Below are 17,076 nucleotides of genomic sequence, written 5' to 3' on the forward strand. Positions count from 1 at the left end.
CACGTAGTTAGCCGTGGCTTTCTGGTTAGGTACCGTCAAGGTACCGGCAGTTACTCCGGTACTTGTTCTTCCCTAACAACAGAGCTTTACGACCCGAAGGCCTTCATCGCTCACGCGGCGTTGCTCCGTCAGACTTTCGTCCATTGCGGAAGATTCCCTACTGCTGCCTCCCGTAGGAGTCTGGGCCGTGTCTCAGTCCCAGTGTGGCCGATCACCCTCTCAGGTCGGCTACGCATCGTCGCCTTGGTGAGCCGTTACCTCACCAACTAGCTAATGCGCCGCGGGCCCATCTGTAAGTGTCAGCCGAAACCGACTTTCAGCTTTTCCTCATGAGAGGAAAAGGATTATCCGGTATTAGCTCCGGTTTCCCGAAGTTATCCCAGTCTTACAGGCAGGTTGCCCACGTGTTACTCACCCGTCCGCCGCTAATCAAGAGGTGCAAGCACCTCTTGATTCGCTCGACTTGCATGTATTAGGCACGCCGCCAGCGTTCGTCCTGAGCCAGGATCAAACTCTCCAAGAAAGTTGATATAGCTCATTTTGTTACGTTGGCTAGTTTCTATAGAAGAAACTAATAATTTTTGTTGACGTTCTTGTTTGTTTAGTTTTCAAAGAACAATGTGTCATTTGTTTTTAGCGACAAAAAATATCTTATCATATCCTATTCACTTGAGTCAACACATTTTTTAATTCATCGTGTTGTTAATCACTCACCGAAGGAACTTTCTTATAATAACATCCTATCAAGAACCGTTCAATGTGAAATTTCTTCCAAATTCCATTACAGGGACAATCCCTGTTTTCTACATTATTCGCCTTTTTGTTTAGCGACAATGTATTTCAATTTTTTACGATGTTAGGGATAGCCTTATACGAAAAGTAGTACTATCTTTTATTCAACCATCGATAATTATCCTGTTTTAATAGCAGGAGGATGTACGATTTAAATAGGGCAGTTCAGCAACCTTACACTTTTGTAAGGGTAAACAGTAAAGCATATTCTTATATTCTTAAATGCACATAACTTATATGTTAATTCATGTGTTCGGGTATATTCACTAAAGCATCGGCATACTGTTTGAAGAATGGAAAGGAGAATCACATCTATGGCTAATGAAGAAGTAATAAAAAAGATTGAAAGTATCGCCCATCCAAAGGTGCGTAATATTGTGAGAGTTTGTGTGGAGCAAGGATGTCGGTTCAAGCCACATCCTAGCAATCCTAATTTAGTGAATTTATTTGACCCCGTCAGAAGGAAAAATATTATCGGCGATATTAACCCTACGAGTTCTAGAGGATATTTCACACTTGAGGTGGAGAATGGGCGTTTTAAGTCCTTTCGAAATGAAGTGATTGGATTAGATATAGATCAAGCAGAATTTGAAGAACGAGTGCTACGCCGTTTAAACCGATAAATCTTATACATCACAAAAAACGCTTGGAGCTATTTTTCCAAGCGTTTTTGCAAATAGTTTGTTTCAAATTCGGACATCGGAAGAGGTTTGCCAAATAAATACCCTTGCGCCTCGTTACAACCCTGCGCAAGTAGAAAGGATACTTGTTCCTCTGTTTCTACCCCCTCTGCAATGACCTTCATTTTTAGAAGATGAGCCATGATAATGATCGTCCTGACAAGGGTATTGCTATTAATATCATTGGGACATTCTCGAATAAAGGATTGGTCGATTTTTAGCTTATCGATTGGAAGTCTCTTGAGATAATTTAGTGAGCTATATCCTATACCAAAATCATCTATGCTTACCTTGACCCCAATTCTCTGTAATTCCAATAGAGTCGTTATCGACCGTTCAACATCCATCGTTATACTTTCAGTAATTTCTAGCTCTAAATACTTGGGATTAAGCTCCGTCTCGCTTAAGGCAGATTCTACAATTTCAACTAGATTCGATTGGAAGAACTGTTTGGCTGATATATTTACCGAAACCGTGACAGGTGAATAACCGGCTAGCTGCCACTTTTTATTTTCTTGGCACGCGGTACGGATTGCCCACTCTCCCATTGGGATAATCAACCCATTCTCTTCCGCCAAAGGAATAAAGGACGCTGGTGGAATGATCCCTTTCTCTGGATGTATCCACCTCATCAACGCCTCAGCCCCATAAATCTGATTGGTTTCTAGATTTACCTGTGGTTGATAAAATAACACTAATTGATTTTGTTCCAATGCTTTCCGTAAATTAAGCTCCATATCTAATTCATGCTTTGCTTTTTTATTTAACTCCTCATTAAAAAATTGATAATTATTTCTTCCTAAGCTTTTTGCATGATACATGGCTAAATCACCATTTTTTATTAACATATCAAAGCTTTCACCGTGAGTAGGAAAAATGGAAATTCCTATACTAGGTGTCACCAATAATTCGTGATGAAGAAAGGTTAATGGAAGAGATAATTTCGTTATGATTTGATGTGCGACTTGACTGGCTCTTTGTTCCCCAGCTTCAGGCAGCAGAACGGAAAATTCGTCGCCTCCATACCTAGAAATGATATCTGTTTGAGTGACACATGCTTTCAGTCGCTCAGCGACTTCCATTAATACTTTATCACCGACTTCATGTCCCAACGTATCATTTATCGCTTTGAATCGATCCAAATCTAGAAAGAGGAGCGCGAAATGACAGTTGTTTTGTCTTGACTCTATTATCGCTTCATTAAGTTTTTCCCGTAATAAATAACGATTAGGTAAATCTGTTAACTGGTCATGATACGCCATGTGCCTGATTATTTTTTCAGTGTTTTTTCGCTCAGTAATATCAATTACTGTCCCAATAATCGCATCCCTGCCATTATAGACAATCTTTGAACCATATAATTCAAAGGTTATGACACTCCGATCCTTTCTGATTGCTCGATATTCAAACTTCATCGTGTCTATTTCATTATTAAACCGTTTACGTATATTTTCAGTCACTAGTGGCAAGTCTTCAGGATAAATAAATTCTTTAACATGTAAACCTAATAACTCTTCACAATGATAACCGGACATTTCACAAAGTCTTGGATTTACATATACCAATTTTCCATCTTGCATAATGTAAACCCCTACTAAAGAGTTTTCTATTAGGCTTCGATATTTAGCTTCTGCCTCCACTAAGTCGTTTTGTGCTTTTTTATGCTCAGTTATATCTTTTATAATGGTGTATACACCATGGATTTCTTGATTTACAAAAATAGGTATATTGGTTACGCTAATCTCCCTTTGCAAGCCTTCTTTATCCAATATAGAGCAATCACAATTTGATGAACTTCCTTCCACCGCTTGGAAAAAGTGAGCCATCACTTTTTCTAGATCTTTCGGAAGTATGTAGCCTGTAAATGGTTTATTAATTAATTCTTCAGCTGTATATCCATACAGAGAGACAGCTTTGTTTGCAACCAGAAAATTTCCATTTAAGTCAAAAATAAAAATAGCGTCAGGGTTTTCTTCAAATAGAGATTTATAATATTGTTCATTTAATTGAATATTAGTATTATTTCTAGAATTCCGTCGAAGATGGGAAGACATGATAAAAATTGTAGTTATAATTAAAGCTATCTCTATTACAAGACCCACCCCTAGTATTATTTCCCTCATCAATGTTGATCCTCCAAAACATTTACTATTACTATTTCCCAATTTTCCATCATATAAAAAAATTCAATACGAAATAAAAAATAACCTACCCCTCATCGGATAGGCTACGTATAAATAACATAGAACATTGATTAAATTTTTTATAAGATAGGTGAAAGTAATCGAGAGACGGACTCTTTAAGCCGTACCTCTAAAGAACGTTTTTGGTAACCTTCATAGGTCAATAACAACGATACATTTATATCCTCTTTAAAAATTTCAGTTAGTTTTCTAGAAACCCCTTCATCATATAAGAAGGCATTTACTTCAAAATTGAGTTTAAAGCTTCGATAGTCGATGTTGGCAGTTCCTACTGATGAGATTTCCTCATCCACAACGATCATCTTGGCGTGGATAAAACCATTTCTATAAATATAGACCTTTGCACCCACTTTTAATAACTCACTAACATGCGATAGAGTTGCCCAGTAAACAAACAGGTGATCGGGTTTATCAGGAATCATAATGTTGACTTCCACTCCTGATAAACAGGCAATTCGAAGGGCATCTAATAAACTTGTATCAGGTATAAAATAAGGCGTTTGGATATAAATCGATTTTTTGGCGGACATAATCATCTTAATATATCCATTCTTTATTTGTTGAAACTCAGAATCAGGGCCGCTGGTTACAATCTGAATCCCGATATTTCCATGAGAAATATCCTCAGGGTATAAATTTGGAACATAGTCAACATCATGGTCATCCGAGGCTTGATTCCAGTCAAGGATGAAACGTGTCTGGAGAGCATACACGGCCGTACCTTGAATCCTTAAATGGGTATCCCGCCAATAGCCAAATCTCTTATTTAGTCCTAAGTATTCATCGCCAATATTGAATCCCCCAACATAGCCAATTTTCCCATCGATAATGACCAATTTCCGGTGGTTCCGATAATTCATCCTGAGATTAATAAACCTAAATTTAGAAGGAAAAAATACCTCCACTTGACCTCCAGCTTTTCGAAATTCTTTAAATGATCTTTTCGGCAGACTGCGCGATCCTAATTCGTCATAAAGGATACGAACCTTTACCCCTTGCCTAGCTTTTACGGTTAAAGCATCAATTAATTCTTTTCCCAAATTATCATTTTTAATAATGTAGTATTGGATATGAATATAATTCCTAGCTGCTTTTATATCTCTAAATAACTGATTAAATTTTTCTTTACCGTCTGTAAAAATTTCAACAGCATTGTCTTCTGTTAAGATGGCTTGATTATTAATCATATGCATATAAATCAAATCATGGTTATCCCTTGTGACATCATTTCGATAATAAAATTGATTCAGTCGAAGTTTGGTCAATTGAGTATCTAATGCTTTTTCAAAACCTGTCTTTTTGAGATCATCCCATTGGAAAAGCCGTTTTCGACTTAAATTTTGTCCCAATAATAGGTACATCACAAATCCCAAGATTGGAATGAAAAATAACACTAATAACCAGGCCCACGTAGAACCCACGTCCCGTCTTTCTTGAAAAATTACAACGAGGGCCAACATGATATTCAATACAAGCAGTAAGCCTAATAATATAGAAGTAATATTCATGGAAATAACCCTCTCAACCGACATAACTTTCTCTAGCTAGTTTTACTAGTATCTTCTTCTTTTTCTCTTCCATCCGATAATGATAATAAGGAGGATGGCAAAAACGAGATACAGATAATTGGAATATTGGTCCATTCTCTCCCCGATAACTTCCCAATTTTCTCCTACACGTGCCCCTAGATTTATCAGCATAGTATTCCAAAGAATAGTGCCTAACGTTGTAAAAATAATAAACATCCAGAAGTTCATTCTTGCCATGCCAGCGGGGATTGAAATAAGGCTTCGAATCAACGGTATGAAACGGCAGAAAAAAACCGTCCAAATCCCATATTTGTCAAACCAGGCGTCAGCACGATAGAGGTCCTCTTTGGTTAAACGAAGGAAACGTCCATACCGTTCAATCACTACCTCCAATTTGTTTACATTTAAAACAGCCCCCAAACGGTAAAGAATGACCGCACCAAATACTGAACCAATTGTAGAAGCAGCAATAACTCCACCAATATTCAGATTAGTTTCAGCTGTCATATAACCTCCAAAAGTCAGTATGACTTCCGACGGGATGGGAGGGAATATATTTTCAAGTGCAATGAGAAGAAACACTCCCCAATACCCATACTGTTCGATAAACTCTTTAATCCATAAATCCATAATACCCTCCAGTGATCGAAAAATAACATTGATTGATTTTACGTTTAGTTATTCCAAAAAGTTTCAAATAAGGTCGTTTTCTTTAATAACTATATTTTTCACTGGTGAAATTAAAACCGTTTTTCAACAAAAAAAAGCATTTGTGAGTACAAATGCTTTAATGTTTTCGCAGAATATTTATGGTTCGTTTACACCGATATAAGTCGTTTATCGCGGAAATGAATGGCTCACAATAGCAAAGTACCTATAGTATCTTTAATGCCTTCTCAATAGGAACTTCACCAGTGACGAGGTCAAATGATTGGTAGTAAGTATTTTCTTCTGTTAAGGAATGAATTATTGTTTTAGCCACATCTTTTCGTGATATCTTCCCGCTTTTAATGTCCCTCGCGGCATTAATCAGCCCGGTTCCCGGCTCACTAATTAACCCGCCCGGACGGATAATGGTGTATGTTAATTCACTTTTTTCAAGCATTTTGTCTGCATAGTATTTTGCTGCATAATAGGGAAGCATTTTCTCTTGCCAGTTTTCTCGCCGATGTGCCTGAATGGCACTGATCATAATGAAGCGTTTTATTCCGACCTTTTCTGCTGCTTCAATTGTTTTCACTGCACCATCAAGATCAATCAGCAATGTTTTATCATATCCCGTGTTCCTGCCTGAGCCTGCAGTAAACACAATTGCATTACAGCCTCTTGCAGCCTGAGCAATATCTTCAACACTTTGTTCTAAACAAGCCACAGCTACCTCTACTTCCATTTTCTTGAAAGCCACAGCTTGCTCTTCCTTCCTAACCATCGCTTTCACTGTATGTTTTTGACTGTCTCTGAGTTCATTGACAAGAAGTTTCCCTACCTGCCCATTAGCTCCAACCACTAATACGTTCATCGATGTTAGCTCCTTACCTTGTTTACGACTATTATTTCATTGTAGAAATAACTTATTCAGAAATTCTATAAAGGGAAGGTTATACTGCCAGGAAATACGGGATATTTACTATTTAGATAATGTCATCCGATATCTGCAATCACCTAGACGCCCATCATGGAGGTGATTCCCTTCAACTATTGTTTGAATTCAGGTTCCTTGCCAGTTAACCAATTCTCAAAATACTCTTGTGCTTCTGGTCCAAGGTCATCCGAAAAAACGGAGATGAAGTCACTTCCTGTTGCGATTTCATATTGATATTTTTTAAAATAATTTTGAAGCAATTGATCCATTTTCTCTTTTCCGATAACTTTTTCAAGGTTTTCCAGCATTAACGCACCTTTTTGATAGACAAGCTGAGAATAAGAGCCGATGTTGGTAAACTTATCTACGGGACTCCCTATAAATAGGCCGCGTCTTTCATGGACTTCCGTTCCTTGTGTCAAGTGTTTTCTCAGTTCTAAATCTCCGGCACCATGCTCTGGATATTCTTCTAACATAAATCTCGTGGTAGAATAGGTTGCCACCGCCTCATCCAGCCATGGTTCTTTCACTTCGTTATTCCCAACCATTCCATACCACCATTGGTGCGCAGTTTCATGGACGACTGAGCCAATTTCCGCTTCGTTTCTTTCATTTTTTGGAAGGTATACTAATCCTGGAAATTCCATTGCTGTAAACATACCAGTTCGAACGATATCATATTCCGGATATGGATAGGGTCCATAAACTTTACTAAAATAAGTTAATGCCTTAATCCCTGCTTCATGGTTCTTCTTCGCTGCCTCGTTGCTTTCGCTGGCTAGATACCATGTATTTACAGTCGTTTTACCTACTTGGTCGGTTAACTTTTGGTAGGATTCATTCATAACGACCATTGCAAAATCCCTCACATTATCAATACTGGTCGTATATGTTAAGGAACCATCCTGTTCAAGTACACCGCCTTCTTCCTTACCGGTGCTTGTGACTTGATAATTGCTCGGTACAGTAACCTTGACATTGTATGTTCCAACCTGACTATAAAATGGATCTCCTATTGAATGGTATGGCTCTGTTACCCATCCTGCTTCATCAGATACAGCCTGAATGGGAATCCAATTTCCAAGCCAAATGGCGTTTTCGTCATAGGAGAACCTGCCATTATTCTTGGGAACCCTCATGGTGAAATTCAATTCAAGGTCAATCGTTGAACCCTTTGTCCAATTGTCGTCCAGTGGTATTTCAAGGACCGTATCCTTAATTTGAAAACTTCCTTTTTCTCCATTTACCTGAACCTCTGTAATCTCCATCGATCCTGGTACGGAATTCTTATCAATAATTTCACGCCAGAACCCACCTAATAGATCGACTCCCTCTCGGAACTGATTGGGGTATACGTGAAAGTAAATTTTATCCTGAGTTTTTCCTGTATTGTTTGTCGATTTAACCTTTAGAGTACCGGTTAATGTTTTCTCATCAACATTAATCGTGATGGCAGTATCGTAAATAGTCGGAATATCTTCCTTAACTTCAGAAGTGACATTCTTAGCTGTTCCTGCAGTTTCCTTTGAGTTGTTTTCTTTACACCCTGCCAGCAATACTGTAAGTACGATAAACATGATTGCGAGCCATTTACCTCTCACCTTTTTCATTTCCCCTTTGTTCATAATGGCCTCCTATCATCTATTATTCACTCAAAACTTAGACGTCCTTTTTATGCAAGAGTTTCAATTTATTAATAAAAAAATCCCCTGTTTTCATTACCAGGGGAGCTACGTTTAATCACTTTTTTGTCTAGTTTTCCTAAGAACAAGAAATACATATGAAATAACTGCACACATTGAGGATATTAAGATGACAAGTCCCATTGGGATTGCTGATTCTTCACCGCCTATTCCGACTAAAGGTGAAGTGATCCCGCCAAATGCAAAGGAAAGTACACCAAGTAGTGCTGAAGCGCTACCTGCATTTTTACCCTGCTTTTGCATCGCGAGAGAGAATCCTGCTGTATTCACAATACCAACACTGGATACCACCAAAAATAATGGACTTAAAATCATCCATAAATTTGCCTGAAGCAAAATAAGAATTAACAAAGTTACACTTCCACAAAAGGACATTCCTAATCCGAAGTGTAATAGCTTCGATTCGGGAATCCTTCCAGCCAATCGTCCCGTTGACTGGCTGGCAATCATTATGCCTAACCCATTGATGGCAAAAATAAGACTAAAAATTTGCGGCGAAGCCCCATATATGTCCTGCACCACAAAGGGTGAGCCTGATATGTAAGCGAACATTGCGCCAGTAACGAGCCCTTGTGAAAAGGCATAACCAATGAAACTAGGGTCGAAGATCAATTTCCGAAATGTTAACAGCGTATTTTTGAGTCCTCCGCTTAATCGTCTTTCGTCGGGAAGTGTTTCATGCAAACCAAAAAGGACAACAATAAACATTGCACAACCGATGATGCCCAATACAATAAAAACACCTTGCCACGGGACAAACCTAAGGAGCTGAGCACCAGCTACTGGAGCTAGAATAGGTGCTGCCCCGTTTACTAAAGATAGAAGTGCAAAAAATCTCGTTAATTCCGTTCCAGAATATAAGTCACGCACAATCGCCCTCGAGACAACCATTCCCACTGAACCAGCCAGTCCTTGCAAAAATCGCAGCAGAATAAATGTCCAAATCGATGGACTTAATACACAAAGGAACGATACGACTGTATAGATGATCAAACCAATTAAAAGCGGTTTCCGTCTCCCATTAATGTCACTTATAGGTCCAGCAAAAAGCTGACCTAACGATAATCCTAGTAGGAAAAACGTTAGACTAAGTTGAATAAAAGACGGGCTGGTATGAAAGTAATCTGCTAATATAGGTAAAGCGGGTAAATACATGTCAATCGATAATGGCGCAAATGCTGCCAATGAACCTAACACCAACGCAATCCATAAACGCTTTGAACGAGTGATGGTTCCGGGATTATCAATCGAATTATTTAAAGGAGAACCCAAAATTGTTTCATTCCCTTCACTGTGTTATTTGTTTTTAATTTTCTAATTATTGATACGATAAATCAAATGATTGAGCTTAGAAAACGAAACTTTTTCCACATATATAGAACAATGGTAACCATTAGCGCAATTAAAGGATTTATGATGTATAAATAGAATATTAATGTGACTAGTAATTTTTTTGAAAAATTAAAAATAATTATATATAAGAGGTGTTCCTTTATGAAAGAATGGACAAAAGAAATTGAAATTAATGCTCCTATTGAAAAAGTTTGGGATTTGTTTGACGGCTCGCTAGAAAAAATGCAAAAGATTATGCCGCAGGTCGTTGGTAATACACCAGTGAAAGTGACAGAAGAAGGCGTTGGAACGATTTATCGTCAACAGTATAAAGAAGGTAAACGGATTGAAGAGTATGATGTGGAAACTTTAGAATATTTAAATACACCTGACCATAAAAAAATGAAAGTTGGATTCACCTTAGCTAACATTTTTGAAATTACTGCTGCTTATGAATTAACAAAGATAACTGAACATAAAACACGTTTTAAATACACTACCACGAATAAGCCGTTAAAGGCGATTTTTAAATTATTCTTATGGTTTGCCGGCGATAAGACGGTAGTTAAATTTATCGAGCGTGTTAAGGAATTAGCAGAAGAAGAAAGTGCTTTAGTGAAATAACGAAAGGAGCCTGGAATGGTAGATTATCGTTTCTCACATCGATTAAAGGTGCGTTATTCGGAAATTGATGGACAAAAGATTGTTTTTAATTCACATTACTTAACGTATATTGATGTAGCCGTCACAGAATATTTCCAGCAGCTTCTCCGACACGATGAACAGTTTGATTTTGTTCTTGCAAAATCAACACTCGAGTATAAACGATCAGCCTTCTTAAATGACTGGCTCACCATCTGGTGCAGGGTGGAAAGAGTAGGAAACAAAAGCCTGACTATGAATTTTATGATTACAAGAGAAGATGAACTTGAGCCAGTACTCCTGGCTGAAATTATTTACGTCAGTGTTGAACACGAATCTATGCAACCTTGCCCTGTCCCTGATTTCATTAGAGAACGAATTGAACAATTTGAACTTGAATATAAGTAACAAAAAATTCCCCATTTTATAAAATGAGGAATTTTTTTGTCAGACCTTCCCATAATATCTCCATGTTTTTACAAATACATGGATTAAACATTACTTGTTGGAGATAATAACGACGATTACCTTGAAAGGATGGGATGTTAATGTCGTTAGAATGGTTTGACAGAGTTTGTGGCGAGCTGCAGGATCACCTGGAATCTATTTGCGAAGAATATGATCAGGTTGGTCAAATGTCAATTGAGAGAGCTGCCAAACACCCAAGGATCGAATTTTTTGTAGAAACAGAAGATGTTCATACAGAAGATGTCGATAGAGACTATTTTTGTACATTGTTCTTTGATCCTCAGAACGAAGAATTTTACATCGATACCTTTGATGTTGACAGTGGGCATACTGCTAAAATCATCCTTTCGGACATAGAAGAAATCATCGATGAAGTACACGCTAGTCTTCATGATTATATGAATGATGATGATCATTACACCGATGATGGTGTCTATCTTACTTCGGACGAGGTATATGAAGACAGTGACGACTATTATGAAATGGTCGAGGTTGATGACGATGATGATGACGAAGAATATTATGAAGCTCAGCAAGTAAATGATGATGATATTTTTGAGGAAATTGATGTCGAATGGAACACGCCAGAGGTAACGGCATTCAAACATGAGGATGAAGTTGAAGTGACATATCAATTTGGCGTTGTCCCAGAAACCGGTGACGGTGTTCTGAGAAGAGTAAACCGAATTTGGACAACCGATGATGAATTAATCAAAGACGAATCTCATTTTATTTTCAGTAAAGAAGAGGCAAGCACCATTATCGCCATGATCGCCAGCCATATGGATCAATTAAGTGAGTTTAATTTTGACGATATGCAGTAAGAAAAGCGTAAGCGCATAAGCTGGACAATATGTAAAGGGAGCATATCCATTTTGGTATGCTCCTCACTTTTTAATCGACTGTATAATCAATCTCAATCAAGTCCCACGGAGTGATAATTCCGAGTGGTGCCTCATCTTTTTTGCCGTTTTCAGTAATAATCACAGCTTCTAATTTCTTTTTTACCTTATGAGATTTTTCGAATATTGTTTCTACATCGAAGATATTCGTACTTTTCGCGACAAAATCAATTGGATGGTCTTTTTCGTATTTCATAATATCGTATATATGTGTATCATCTAAGTTTACAGAAGTGCTCACCATGTTTTGTGCCATCCATTTTACAATCGAGCCCGCTGTCAAAAGGCCGGCAAATTCTTTATTTTTATAGACCGGAAATTTAGAATAATTATACTCACGAATCGCTTCCGTCACTTTCAGTATACTATCGTTATAGTCAAAGTACAGTACATTTTTTGTTGCAATCGACAAAGCATAGTTGGGCCGGTTAAAGACATTGGCGATTTTCTCTATATGCTCGACCACTTTGGCGTTTGGTTCGGCGATATAATATCCGACTTGCATTTTTTCATGGACAATGGCATTCCTTAGTTTCGCATACTGCTCCAAATCCTTTTTAAATGTTTCGATAATTTGATATTTCTTCGCTCCAACCTTTACTAATACTACAAATCTATCATCATTTATTTTGACAATATCCTTCATCGCGTCATGCACTTGATTAAAGGCCACCTCAAATCGTTCCGATAGGATTTGTCCTTTTTTCACTTGTTTCATCTCTATCCCTGCCATTATGTTTACTTATTTCTTTCATTATATATTTATTCTGACTATTTAACTATCCCATTTTTGATAGAGTTGGGTAATTTCTTCTTTATGATTAATCCCTTCATCATCAGGTGTTTCTAACACAAAAGGAATATGTTTTACAATCGGGGATGTTACAATTTCCTGAAGAAATTCAGCCTTAATCAAGCCATTCTGAAAAATATTGGCATGACGATCCTTTTTGGATCCAGTTGGATACTTTGAATTGTTTAAGTGTATGATTTTTAGGTGTTCAAAATAAGCTAACTCTTGACCTTTCGTGAAAAAATCTACCGTATTTTCTCCAGTCCAAAGACCACTTGCAAACATATGACAGGTATCGAGACAAAAACCTATTTTCTCTGGATATTCGGCTAAGTTTCGGACTTGTACTAATTCTTCAAAAGTTGTTCCCAGTGCCCCCTTTGTTCCAGCATTATTCTCAATTAATAATAAACAATCACCGTTCCATTGACTAAGGACTGAATTAAGAATCTCAAGCATTAAGTGATAACTGGCAAGCGGGTCTGTTTTACTGATTTGACTCCCAAAATGAACAACCACTCCAATTGAACCACAGGAATCTGCAATTTCTAAATCATTTAAAAGAGACGCAATCGTTAACTCTTTTTTATCCTCAGAAGGCGTTAAACTTGTAGAGTATGGTGTATGCGCAACTGAAAATATACCATGATTCTGACAATATTCTTTACAACTCGCTGCATCTCCACGGTCAAAGGCCTTTACTGAAAGGCTCCGTGGATTTTTTGGAAAATATTGAAAGGCCTTCCCTCCATATTCTATTGCTCGTTTTGCCGCACCTGTATACCCGTTTCGAATACTAACATGACAGCCAAAAATCATCGTATCCCACCGTTTTTATGTTTATTTTTTGCAAAAAAGCTTCTTACTATTCTTCTATCTGTGAATGTTGTAAGATAATTCAGGATACTTGTGAGGGGGAAAATGGATGAGGAAAATAACATTATCAAATGGTAAAACCGTAGAAGTGGAATGTTTAAGCTGTGCGTTGACGAGCGGGTCGGTAGAGCCAGATGGGGGCGTTATCGTAGAAACAGAACATTTTCATGCTCACCAGGATGTCGCCTACCCAATTGAAGGATTGGTTATTATTGCTTCAAAAAGACATATTAAATGCTTGGATGAATTAACGGATGAGGAAAGACTGGATTACATAAATACCATGGCGAAAATTAGGAAAGCGCAGCGAGAAGTTTTAGGTATTGATTATGTATATTATTTCTACAACGAAGATACCACTCATCATTTCCATACCTGGTTAGTACCTCGATATGAATGGATGAGGGAATTTGGCAGATCTGTTGAATCACTTCGCCCAGTTCTGCTTCATGCGAGAAATCATCGAAATACGGTTGTTAATCATCAAAAGGTTATGAGTTCAATCGGCGCATTAAGAAACGCATTACAGTAAAATAGTAAAGCGGAAGAATCTTCAAACATACTAGATTCTTCCGCTTTTCTAACATCAATGACTAGCTATTATTGAGATCAGTTTATCTTCAACTTTCTTCCCTTTGGCATCTTCCATAAGATTGTTTAACATAATGGAAAATATCAAGGTTTGTCCGCTTTTCGTGGTAACATAGCCTGATATAGTACTTACCGTAGAAATCGTCCCAGTTTTTGCGAATACCTTTCCTCTTACATCAGGACCTTTCATCCGGTTTCGTAAGCTGCCGCCCTCCATTTTTTCACTAGCTCCCGCTACCGGCAGTGAATGAAGAAAAGCAGGAAACCAAGATTGCTGCTGTACGGCAACTAATAATTGAGACAGCTGCGACGATGGGACTAAATTGACATGTGAAATTCCGGAGCCGTCCCTAAGGACCAATGTTTCCGTGTTAATGCCAAATTTGGCTAGCTCTGCTTCCATGACCTCGAGACCCTTTTCCCAGCTGCCTTCCCCTTTGACCACTCTTCCCATTTCTTTAACTAAGGTTTCGGCATGCCCGTTGTTGCTCAGTTTCATAAATGGAACAAGTAATTCCGAAAGCTTAATCGAGCTATGGGTATGTACGATTTTGGCTTCTGTTGGGGTGGTTCCGGTTTTTACCTTTCCGGAAAGTTGTATGCCTTGTTCTGCGAGCGATTGTTTAAAAAGTGCTAACGCATACCGAGTCGGTTCCCAGACACCAATCCATTCCTTTTCCCCTTTTGATTTAACAGGTAAGGTACCAGTAATCGTAATCGTGTTTTTGGCGTGCTCCCTTTCATAGGTCAGTTTCTTTTTTCCATCCTTAGCAACCGTTGCCGTTTGATTGATGATTTTTACAAAGTCTGTATTTGGCGTAACCGCTACTTCCCCCTTATCACCTTCGTGGTTTCCCGGTTTAACTTCAATCATTACTGACCCAGAATCATAATCATGAGTTGGTGAAGCCGTTAAGGCGGAAATTTGTGCACCGTAGTACGTTTGTTCATCACTCCACGGTAAATCAACCGAATAACGAATATCATCATACCAGGTGTCATCGCCAATTAAATGACCAGTGATTTTTTGTATCCCCATTGTTTTGAGGTCTGCTGCCATTTTATCAAAGTCTTCCTTTAGTAGAGTGGGGTCGCCCTTTCCCTTTACGTAGAGGTCCCCCTGCAGGGTTTTCTTTTTTATGGTCCCATCCGTGAGTACTTCTGTTTTGAAGGTATAATCTTCCCCTAACACCGATAATGCTGCTGCTGCTGTGAACAGCTTCATATTCGAAGCAGGTCGCAGGCGGACATCTCCTAGGTGATCATAAATGACCTCACCATTCGTGGCATTTCGTATACTGATTCCAGCAATGGCCCCTTTTAAATCGGGATCTTCATTTAATAGTTGATTTAATTGCTGTGCCAAATTGTCCACCGCAAGGACTGGTTGTGTTTGTGGCAGTATTGTAGCTAAAAAACATATTAAAATGATCAAATTCAATCGTTTAAGCAAAATTCATTTCCAACTTTCTTGTTTTTCAATAAGTGTTTCCTAATAAACGTACTTTTTTTCCTTGTCATAGGTAATTTTTCACGAAATAAATAAATATATCACGTTCCTGAAAATATCGGCGTAAATCCAAATATATCAGAATGTCTCCAAATCACTATTTCAGGACAGCAATATTTTTACTCAAATACGCCCAATTTTGCGGTGCAGGCAGACTAATTTGCCATAAGGTTGTACCTGACAGGTTATATAAATCGATCAATCGATATTTTGCTATGAAACTTCGAATATCCTCAAACCAAACGACGTGTTCTAGACCTGTACTCCAATGCCGGTACCAAGGAGACATGGACCTCTGATCAAATTCAATGATTGAACCTGTCGCAAGGGCTTGATTCTGGGCTGCTACAACTGACATCGCACGCGTCGCATTCGTCCCTACGACTTTATCATAACCATAAAGCGGGATGGCAATCTGCAGTTTACGAGGGTTGATTTGCGTAAGGGCGTATTGAACCACTTCTTCCATCCACCAGATAGGAGCAATCGGTTCCGGTGGACCTCCTGGATATCCATAATCAATCGTCATAACCGCAACAATGTCCGCTGCATTCCCAATCGCAGCATAATCATATGCTCCGACAATTCGATTGGTTGGGAGATCTGCCGTTTTCGCATGTACATTTACATGCAATATCAATTCTCCCAAAGCAGTCTTTAATTCTCTTAAGAATAGACTAAAGTCATTACGCTGAGCGGGTGGAATAAATTCAAAGTCGATACTGACGCCTCCAAACCCTCTTTGCCTTGTTAAGTTCACAATGCTCTGAACCAAATTCCTGCGGTAAACTGGATTGGCTAGGACTTGGCCTGCGAGCTCTGCACTAAAATCAACTCCTGTAAAATTACGAATCATTAATAAGGGAGTGATGTTTAATTGCTTACTTCGTGCAACAATAGCTGAATCCTCAAGCAAATTATAGGCATACCCCTCAGTCGTAAATGAATACGCTACCACGGCTAAATATGTTAATTGTCCTGCGAGAGAATCTAATATTGATAGAACAGCACTCTCCCCTGTTGGCACAATAAACCCTAAAGTCGCTATTTTTAATTTTACCGGTGAAGGAATAAGGATCATTTGACCAACGGTAAGCTGATTCGGGTTTACGCCAGGATTGGCAGCTAAAATCGACGAGATGTCCGTTCTAAACCTCCGGGCTATTTCCCAAATTTGGTCACCCGATTTAATTTGATAGGAGCGGATTGGCAGCTGGTTGTCCGGAATATACAAGGCTAGACCTGGTACGAGGGCATTTGCAGATGGCAGTCCATTTAGCTCAACAATGGTTTGGATGGGCACACCATACCGATTTGAAATTGCCCACAAATTTTCCCCCGCACTCACTACATGAACAGCCATACTCTCACACTCCTTTTTACCTACATCATATGGGGAATTCACAAAGAATATTGCTCTTTAAATGAAAAGCTTTGTTAATTTTCATTCTTGATTATTAGAACAACGGTAT

General features: G+C 38.5%; 15 protein-coding genes and 1 rRNA gene (1 of these 16 running past the window's edge). 5 read left to right on the forward strand and 11 right to left on the reverse strand.

Annotated elements, in window-relative coordinates; translation table 11 throughout:
- A 16S ribosomal RNA gene (locus tag QNH29_RS18750) occupies window positions 1-523 on the reverse strand (it extends 1,027 nt beyond the left edge of the window).
- A gap of 583 nt (window positions 524-1,106) precedes the next feature.
- On the opposite strand from QNH29_RS18750, the gene QNH29_RS18755 reads away from it, so the two are divergent.
- Complete coding sequence (locus QNH29_RS18755; protein WP_283860858.1) at window positions 1,107-1,415, forward strand: hypothetical protein; 309 nt, start codon at window positions 1,107-1,109, stop codon at window positions 1,413-1,415.
- 29 nt (window positions 1,416-1,444) lie between these two features.
- On the opposite strand, the gene QNH29_RS18760 is transcribed toward QNH29_RS18755, so the two are convergent.
- From QNH29_RS18760 to QNH29_RS18785, 6 genes are all read right to left on the reverse strand, one after another.
- Window positions 1,445-3,595: a sensor domain-containing protein gene (locus tag QNH29_RS18760; RefSeq protein ID WP_283860859.1), complete on the reverse strand. Its 2,151-nt coding sequence runs from the start codon at window positions 3,593-3,595 to the stop codon at window positions 1,445-1,447.
- Window positions 3,596-3,735: 140 nt separating this feature from the next.
- The gene (cls, locus tag QNH29_RS18765) at window positions 3,736-5,184 is read right to left on the reverse strand and encodes a cardiolipin synthase (RefSeq protein WP_283860860.1); all 1,449 of its coding nucleotides are present in this window, start codon (window positions 5,182-5,184) and stop codon (window positions 3,736-3,738) included.
- A 45-nt stretch (window positions 5,185-5,229) separates the two neighbouring features.
- Window positions 5,230-5,835: a DedA family protein gene (locus QNH29_RS18770; protein ID WP_283860861.1), complete on the reverse strand. Its 606-nt coding sequence runs from the start codon at window positions 5,833-5,835 to the stop codon at window positions 5,230-5,232.
- A gap of 244 nt (window positions 5,836-6,079) precedes the next feature.
- Window positions 6,080-6,724, reverse strand: a complete 645-nt coding sequence (locus QNH29_RS18775; RefSeq protein WP_283860862.1) for an SDR family oxidoreductase — start codon at window positions 6,722-6,724, stop codon at window positions 6,080-6,082.
- A gap of 176 nt (window positions 6,725-6,900) precedes the next feature.
- Window positions 6,901-8,397: a M1 family metallopeptidase gene (locus QNH29_RS18780; protein WP_283860863.1), complete on the reverse strand. Its 1,497-nt coding sequence runs from the start codon at window positions 8,395-8,397 to the stop codon at window positions 6,901-6,903.
- Window positions 8,398-8,523: 126 nt separating this feature from the next.
- On the reverse strand, window positions 8,524-9,762 hold the full coding sequence (locus QNH29_RS18785) for a multidrug effflux MFS transporter (RefSeq protein WP_283860864.1): 1,239 nt from the start codon (window positions 9,760-9,762) through the stop codon (window positions 8,524-8,526).
- 222 nt (window positions 9,763-9,984) lie between these two features.
- Here QNH29_RS18785 and QNH29_RS18790 point away from each other — a divergent pair, with 222 nt between their 5' ends.
- The 3 genes from QNH29_RS18790 (at window position 9,985) to QNH29_RS18800 (ending at window position 11,756) form a co-directional block, all read left to right on the forward strand.
- Complete coding sequence (locus QNH29_RS18790) at window positions 9,985-10,446, forward strand: SRPBCC family protein (RefSeq protein WP_283860865.1); 462 nt, start codon at window positions 9,985-9,987, stop codon at window positions 10,444-10,446.
- A gap of 15 nt (window positions 10,447-10,461) precedes the next feature.
- Window positions 10,462-10,872 carry an acyl-CoA thioesterase gene (locus tag QNH29_RS18795; protein WP_283860866.1) on the forward strand — a complete coding sequence of 137 codons (411 nt, stop codon included), beginning with the start codon at window positions 10,462-10,464 and terminating at the stop codon, window positions 10,870-10,872.
- Between the two features lie 140 nt (window positions 10,873-11,012).
- On the forward strand, window positions 11,013-11,756 hold the full coding sequence (locus QNH29_RS18800; protein ID WP_283860867.1) for a hypothetical protein: 744 nt from the start codon (window positions 11,013-11,015) through the stop codon (window positions 11,754-11,756).
- Between the two features lie 70 nt (window positions 11,757-11,826).
- Here the strand turns inward: QNH29_RS18800 and QNH29_RS18805 are convergent, their stop codons facing one another.
- Together QNH29_RS18805 and QNH29_RS18810 are read right to left on the reverse strand one after the other, a co-directional pair.
- On the reverse strand, window positions 11,827-12,552 hold the full coding sequence (locus tag QNH29_RS18805) for a CBS domain-containing protein (protein ID WP_283860868.1): 726 nt from the start codon (window positions 12,550-12,552) through the stop codon (window positions 11,827-11,829).
- 57 nt (window positions 12,553-12,609) lie between these two features.
- The gene (locus QNH29_RS18810; RefSeq protein ID WP_283860869.1) at window positions 12,610-13,446 is read right to left on the reverse strand and encodes a deoxyribonuclease IV; all 837 of its coding nucleotides are present in this window, start codon (window positions 13,444-13,446) and stop codon (window positions 12,610-12,612) included.
- 106 nt (window positions 13,447-13,552) lie between these two features.
- On the opposite strand from QNH29_RS18810, the gene QNH29_RS18815 reads away from it, so the two are divergent.
- Window positions 13,553-14,035 carry an HIT family protein gene (locus QNH29_RS18815; protein ID WP_283860870.1) on the forward strand — a complete coding sequence of 161 codons (483 nt, stop codon included), beginning with the start codon at window positions 13,553-13,555 and terminating at the stop codon, window positions 14,033-14,035.
- Window positions 14,036-14,089: 54 nt separating this feature from the next.
- On the opposite strand, the gene dacB is transcribed toward QNH29_RS18815, so the two are convergent.
- Window positions 14,090-15,547: a D-alanyl-D-alanine carboxypeptidase/D-alanyl-D-alanine endopeptidase gene (gene dacB / locus QNH29_RS18820; protein ID WP_481858741.1), complete on the reverse strand. Its 1,458-nt coding sequence runs from the start codon at window positions 15,545-15,547 to the stop codon at window positions 14,090-14,092.
- Window positions 15,548-15,701: 154 nt separating this feature from the next.
- Window positions 15,702-16,967 (reverse strand): glycosyl hydrolase family 18 protein, encoded by a 1,266-nt coding sequence (locus QNH29_RS18825; protein ID WP_283860871.1) that lies wholly within the window; start codon window positions 16,965-16,967, stop codon window positions 15,702-15,704.
- Window positions 16,968-17,076 lie beyond the last annotated feature (109 nt).

The sequence above is a fragment of the Neobacillus sp. DY30 genome (assembly GCF_030123065.1).
GTDB lineage: Bacteria > Bacillota > Bacilli > Bacillales > Cytobacillaceae > Neobacillus.

Excerpts from the sequence above, each read along its gene's own strand:
- QNH29_RS18810 (WP_283860869.1), bottom strand. The coding sequence starts at position 13,446 with ATGATTTTTGGCTGTCATGTTAGTATTCGAAACGGGTATACAGGTGCG.
- QNH29_RS18760 (WP_283860859.1), bottom strand. The coding sequence starts at position 3,595 with ATGAGGGAAATAATACTAGGGGTGGGTCTTGTAATAGAGATAGCTTTA.
- QNH29_RS18755 (WP_283860858.1), top strand. The coding sequence starts at position 1,107 with ATGGCTAATGAAGAAGTAATAAAAAAGATTGAAAGTATCGCCCATCCA.
- QNH29_RS18775 (WP_283860862.1), bottom strand. The coding sequence starts at position 6,724 with ATGAACGTATTAGTGGTTGGAGCTAATGGGCAGGTAGGGAAACTTCTT.
- QNH29_RS18815 (WP_283860870.1), top strand. The coding sequence starts at position 13,553 with ATGAGGAAAATAACATTATCAAATGGTAAAACCGTAGAAGTGGAATGT.
- QNH29_RS18790 (WP_283860865.1), top strand. The coding sequence starts at position 9,985 with ATGAAAGAATGGACAAAAGAAATTGAAATTAATGCTCCTATTGAAAAA.
- QNH29_RS18780 (WP_283860863.1), bottom strand. The coding sequence starts at position 8,397 with ATGAAAAAGGTGAGAGGTAAATGGCTCGCAATCATGTTTATCGTACTT.
- QNH29_RS18795 (WP_283860866.1), top strand. The coding sequence starts at position 10,462 with ATGGTAGATTATCGTTTCTCACATCGATTAAAGGTGCGTTATTCGGAA.
- QNH29_RS18770 (WP_283860861.1), bottom strand. The coding sequence starts at position 5,835 with ATGGATTTATGGATTAAAGAGTTTATCGAACAGTATGGGTATTGGGGA.
- QNH29_RS18800 (WP_283860867.1), top strand. The coding sequence starts at position 11,013 with ATGTCGTTAGAATGGTTTGACAGAGTTTGTGGCGAGCTGCAGGATCAC.
- cls (WP_283860860.1), bottom strand. The coding sequence starts at position 5,184 with ATGAATATTACTTCTATATTATTAGGCTTACTGCTTGTATTGAATATC.
- QNH29_RS18825 (WP_283860871.1), bottom strand. The coding sequence starts at position 16,967 with ATGGCTGTTCATGTAGTGAGTGCGGGGGAAAATTTGTGGGCAATTTCA.
- QNH29_RS18805 (WP_283860868.1), bottom strand. The coding sequence starts at position 12,552 with ATGAAACAAGTGAAAAAAGGACAAATCCTATCGGAACGATTTGAGGTG.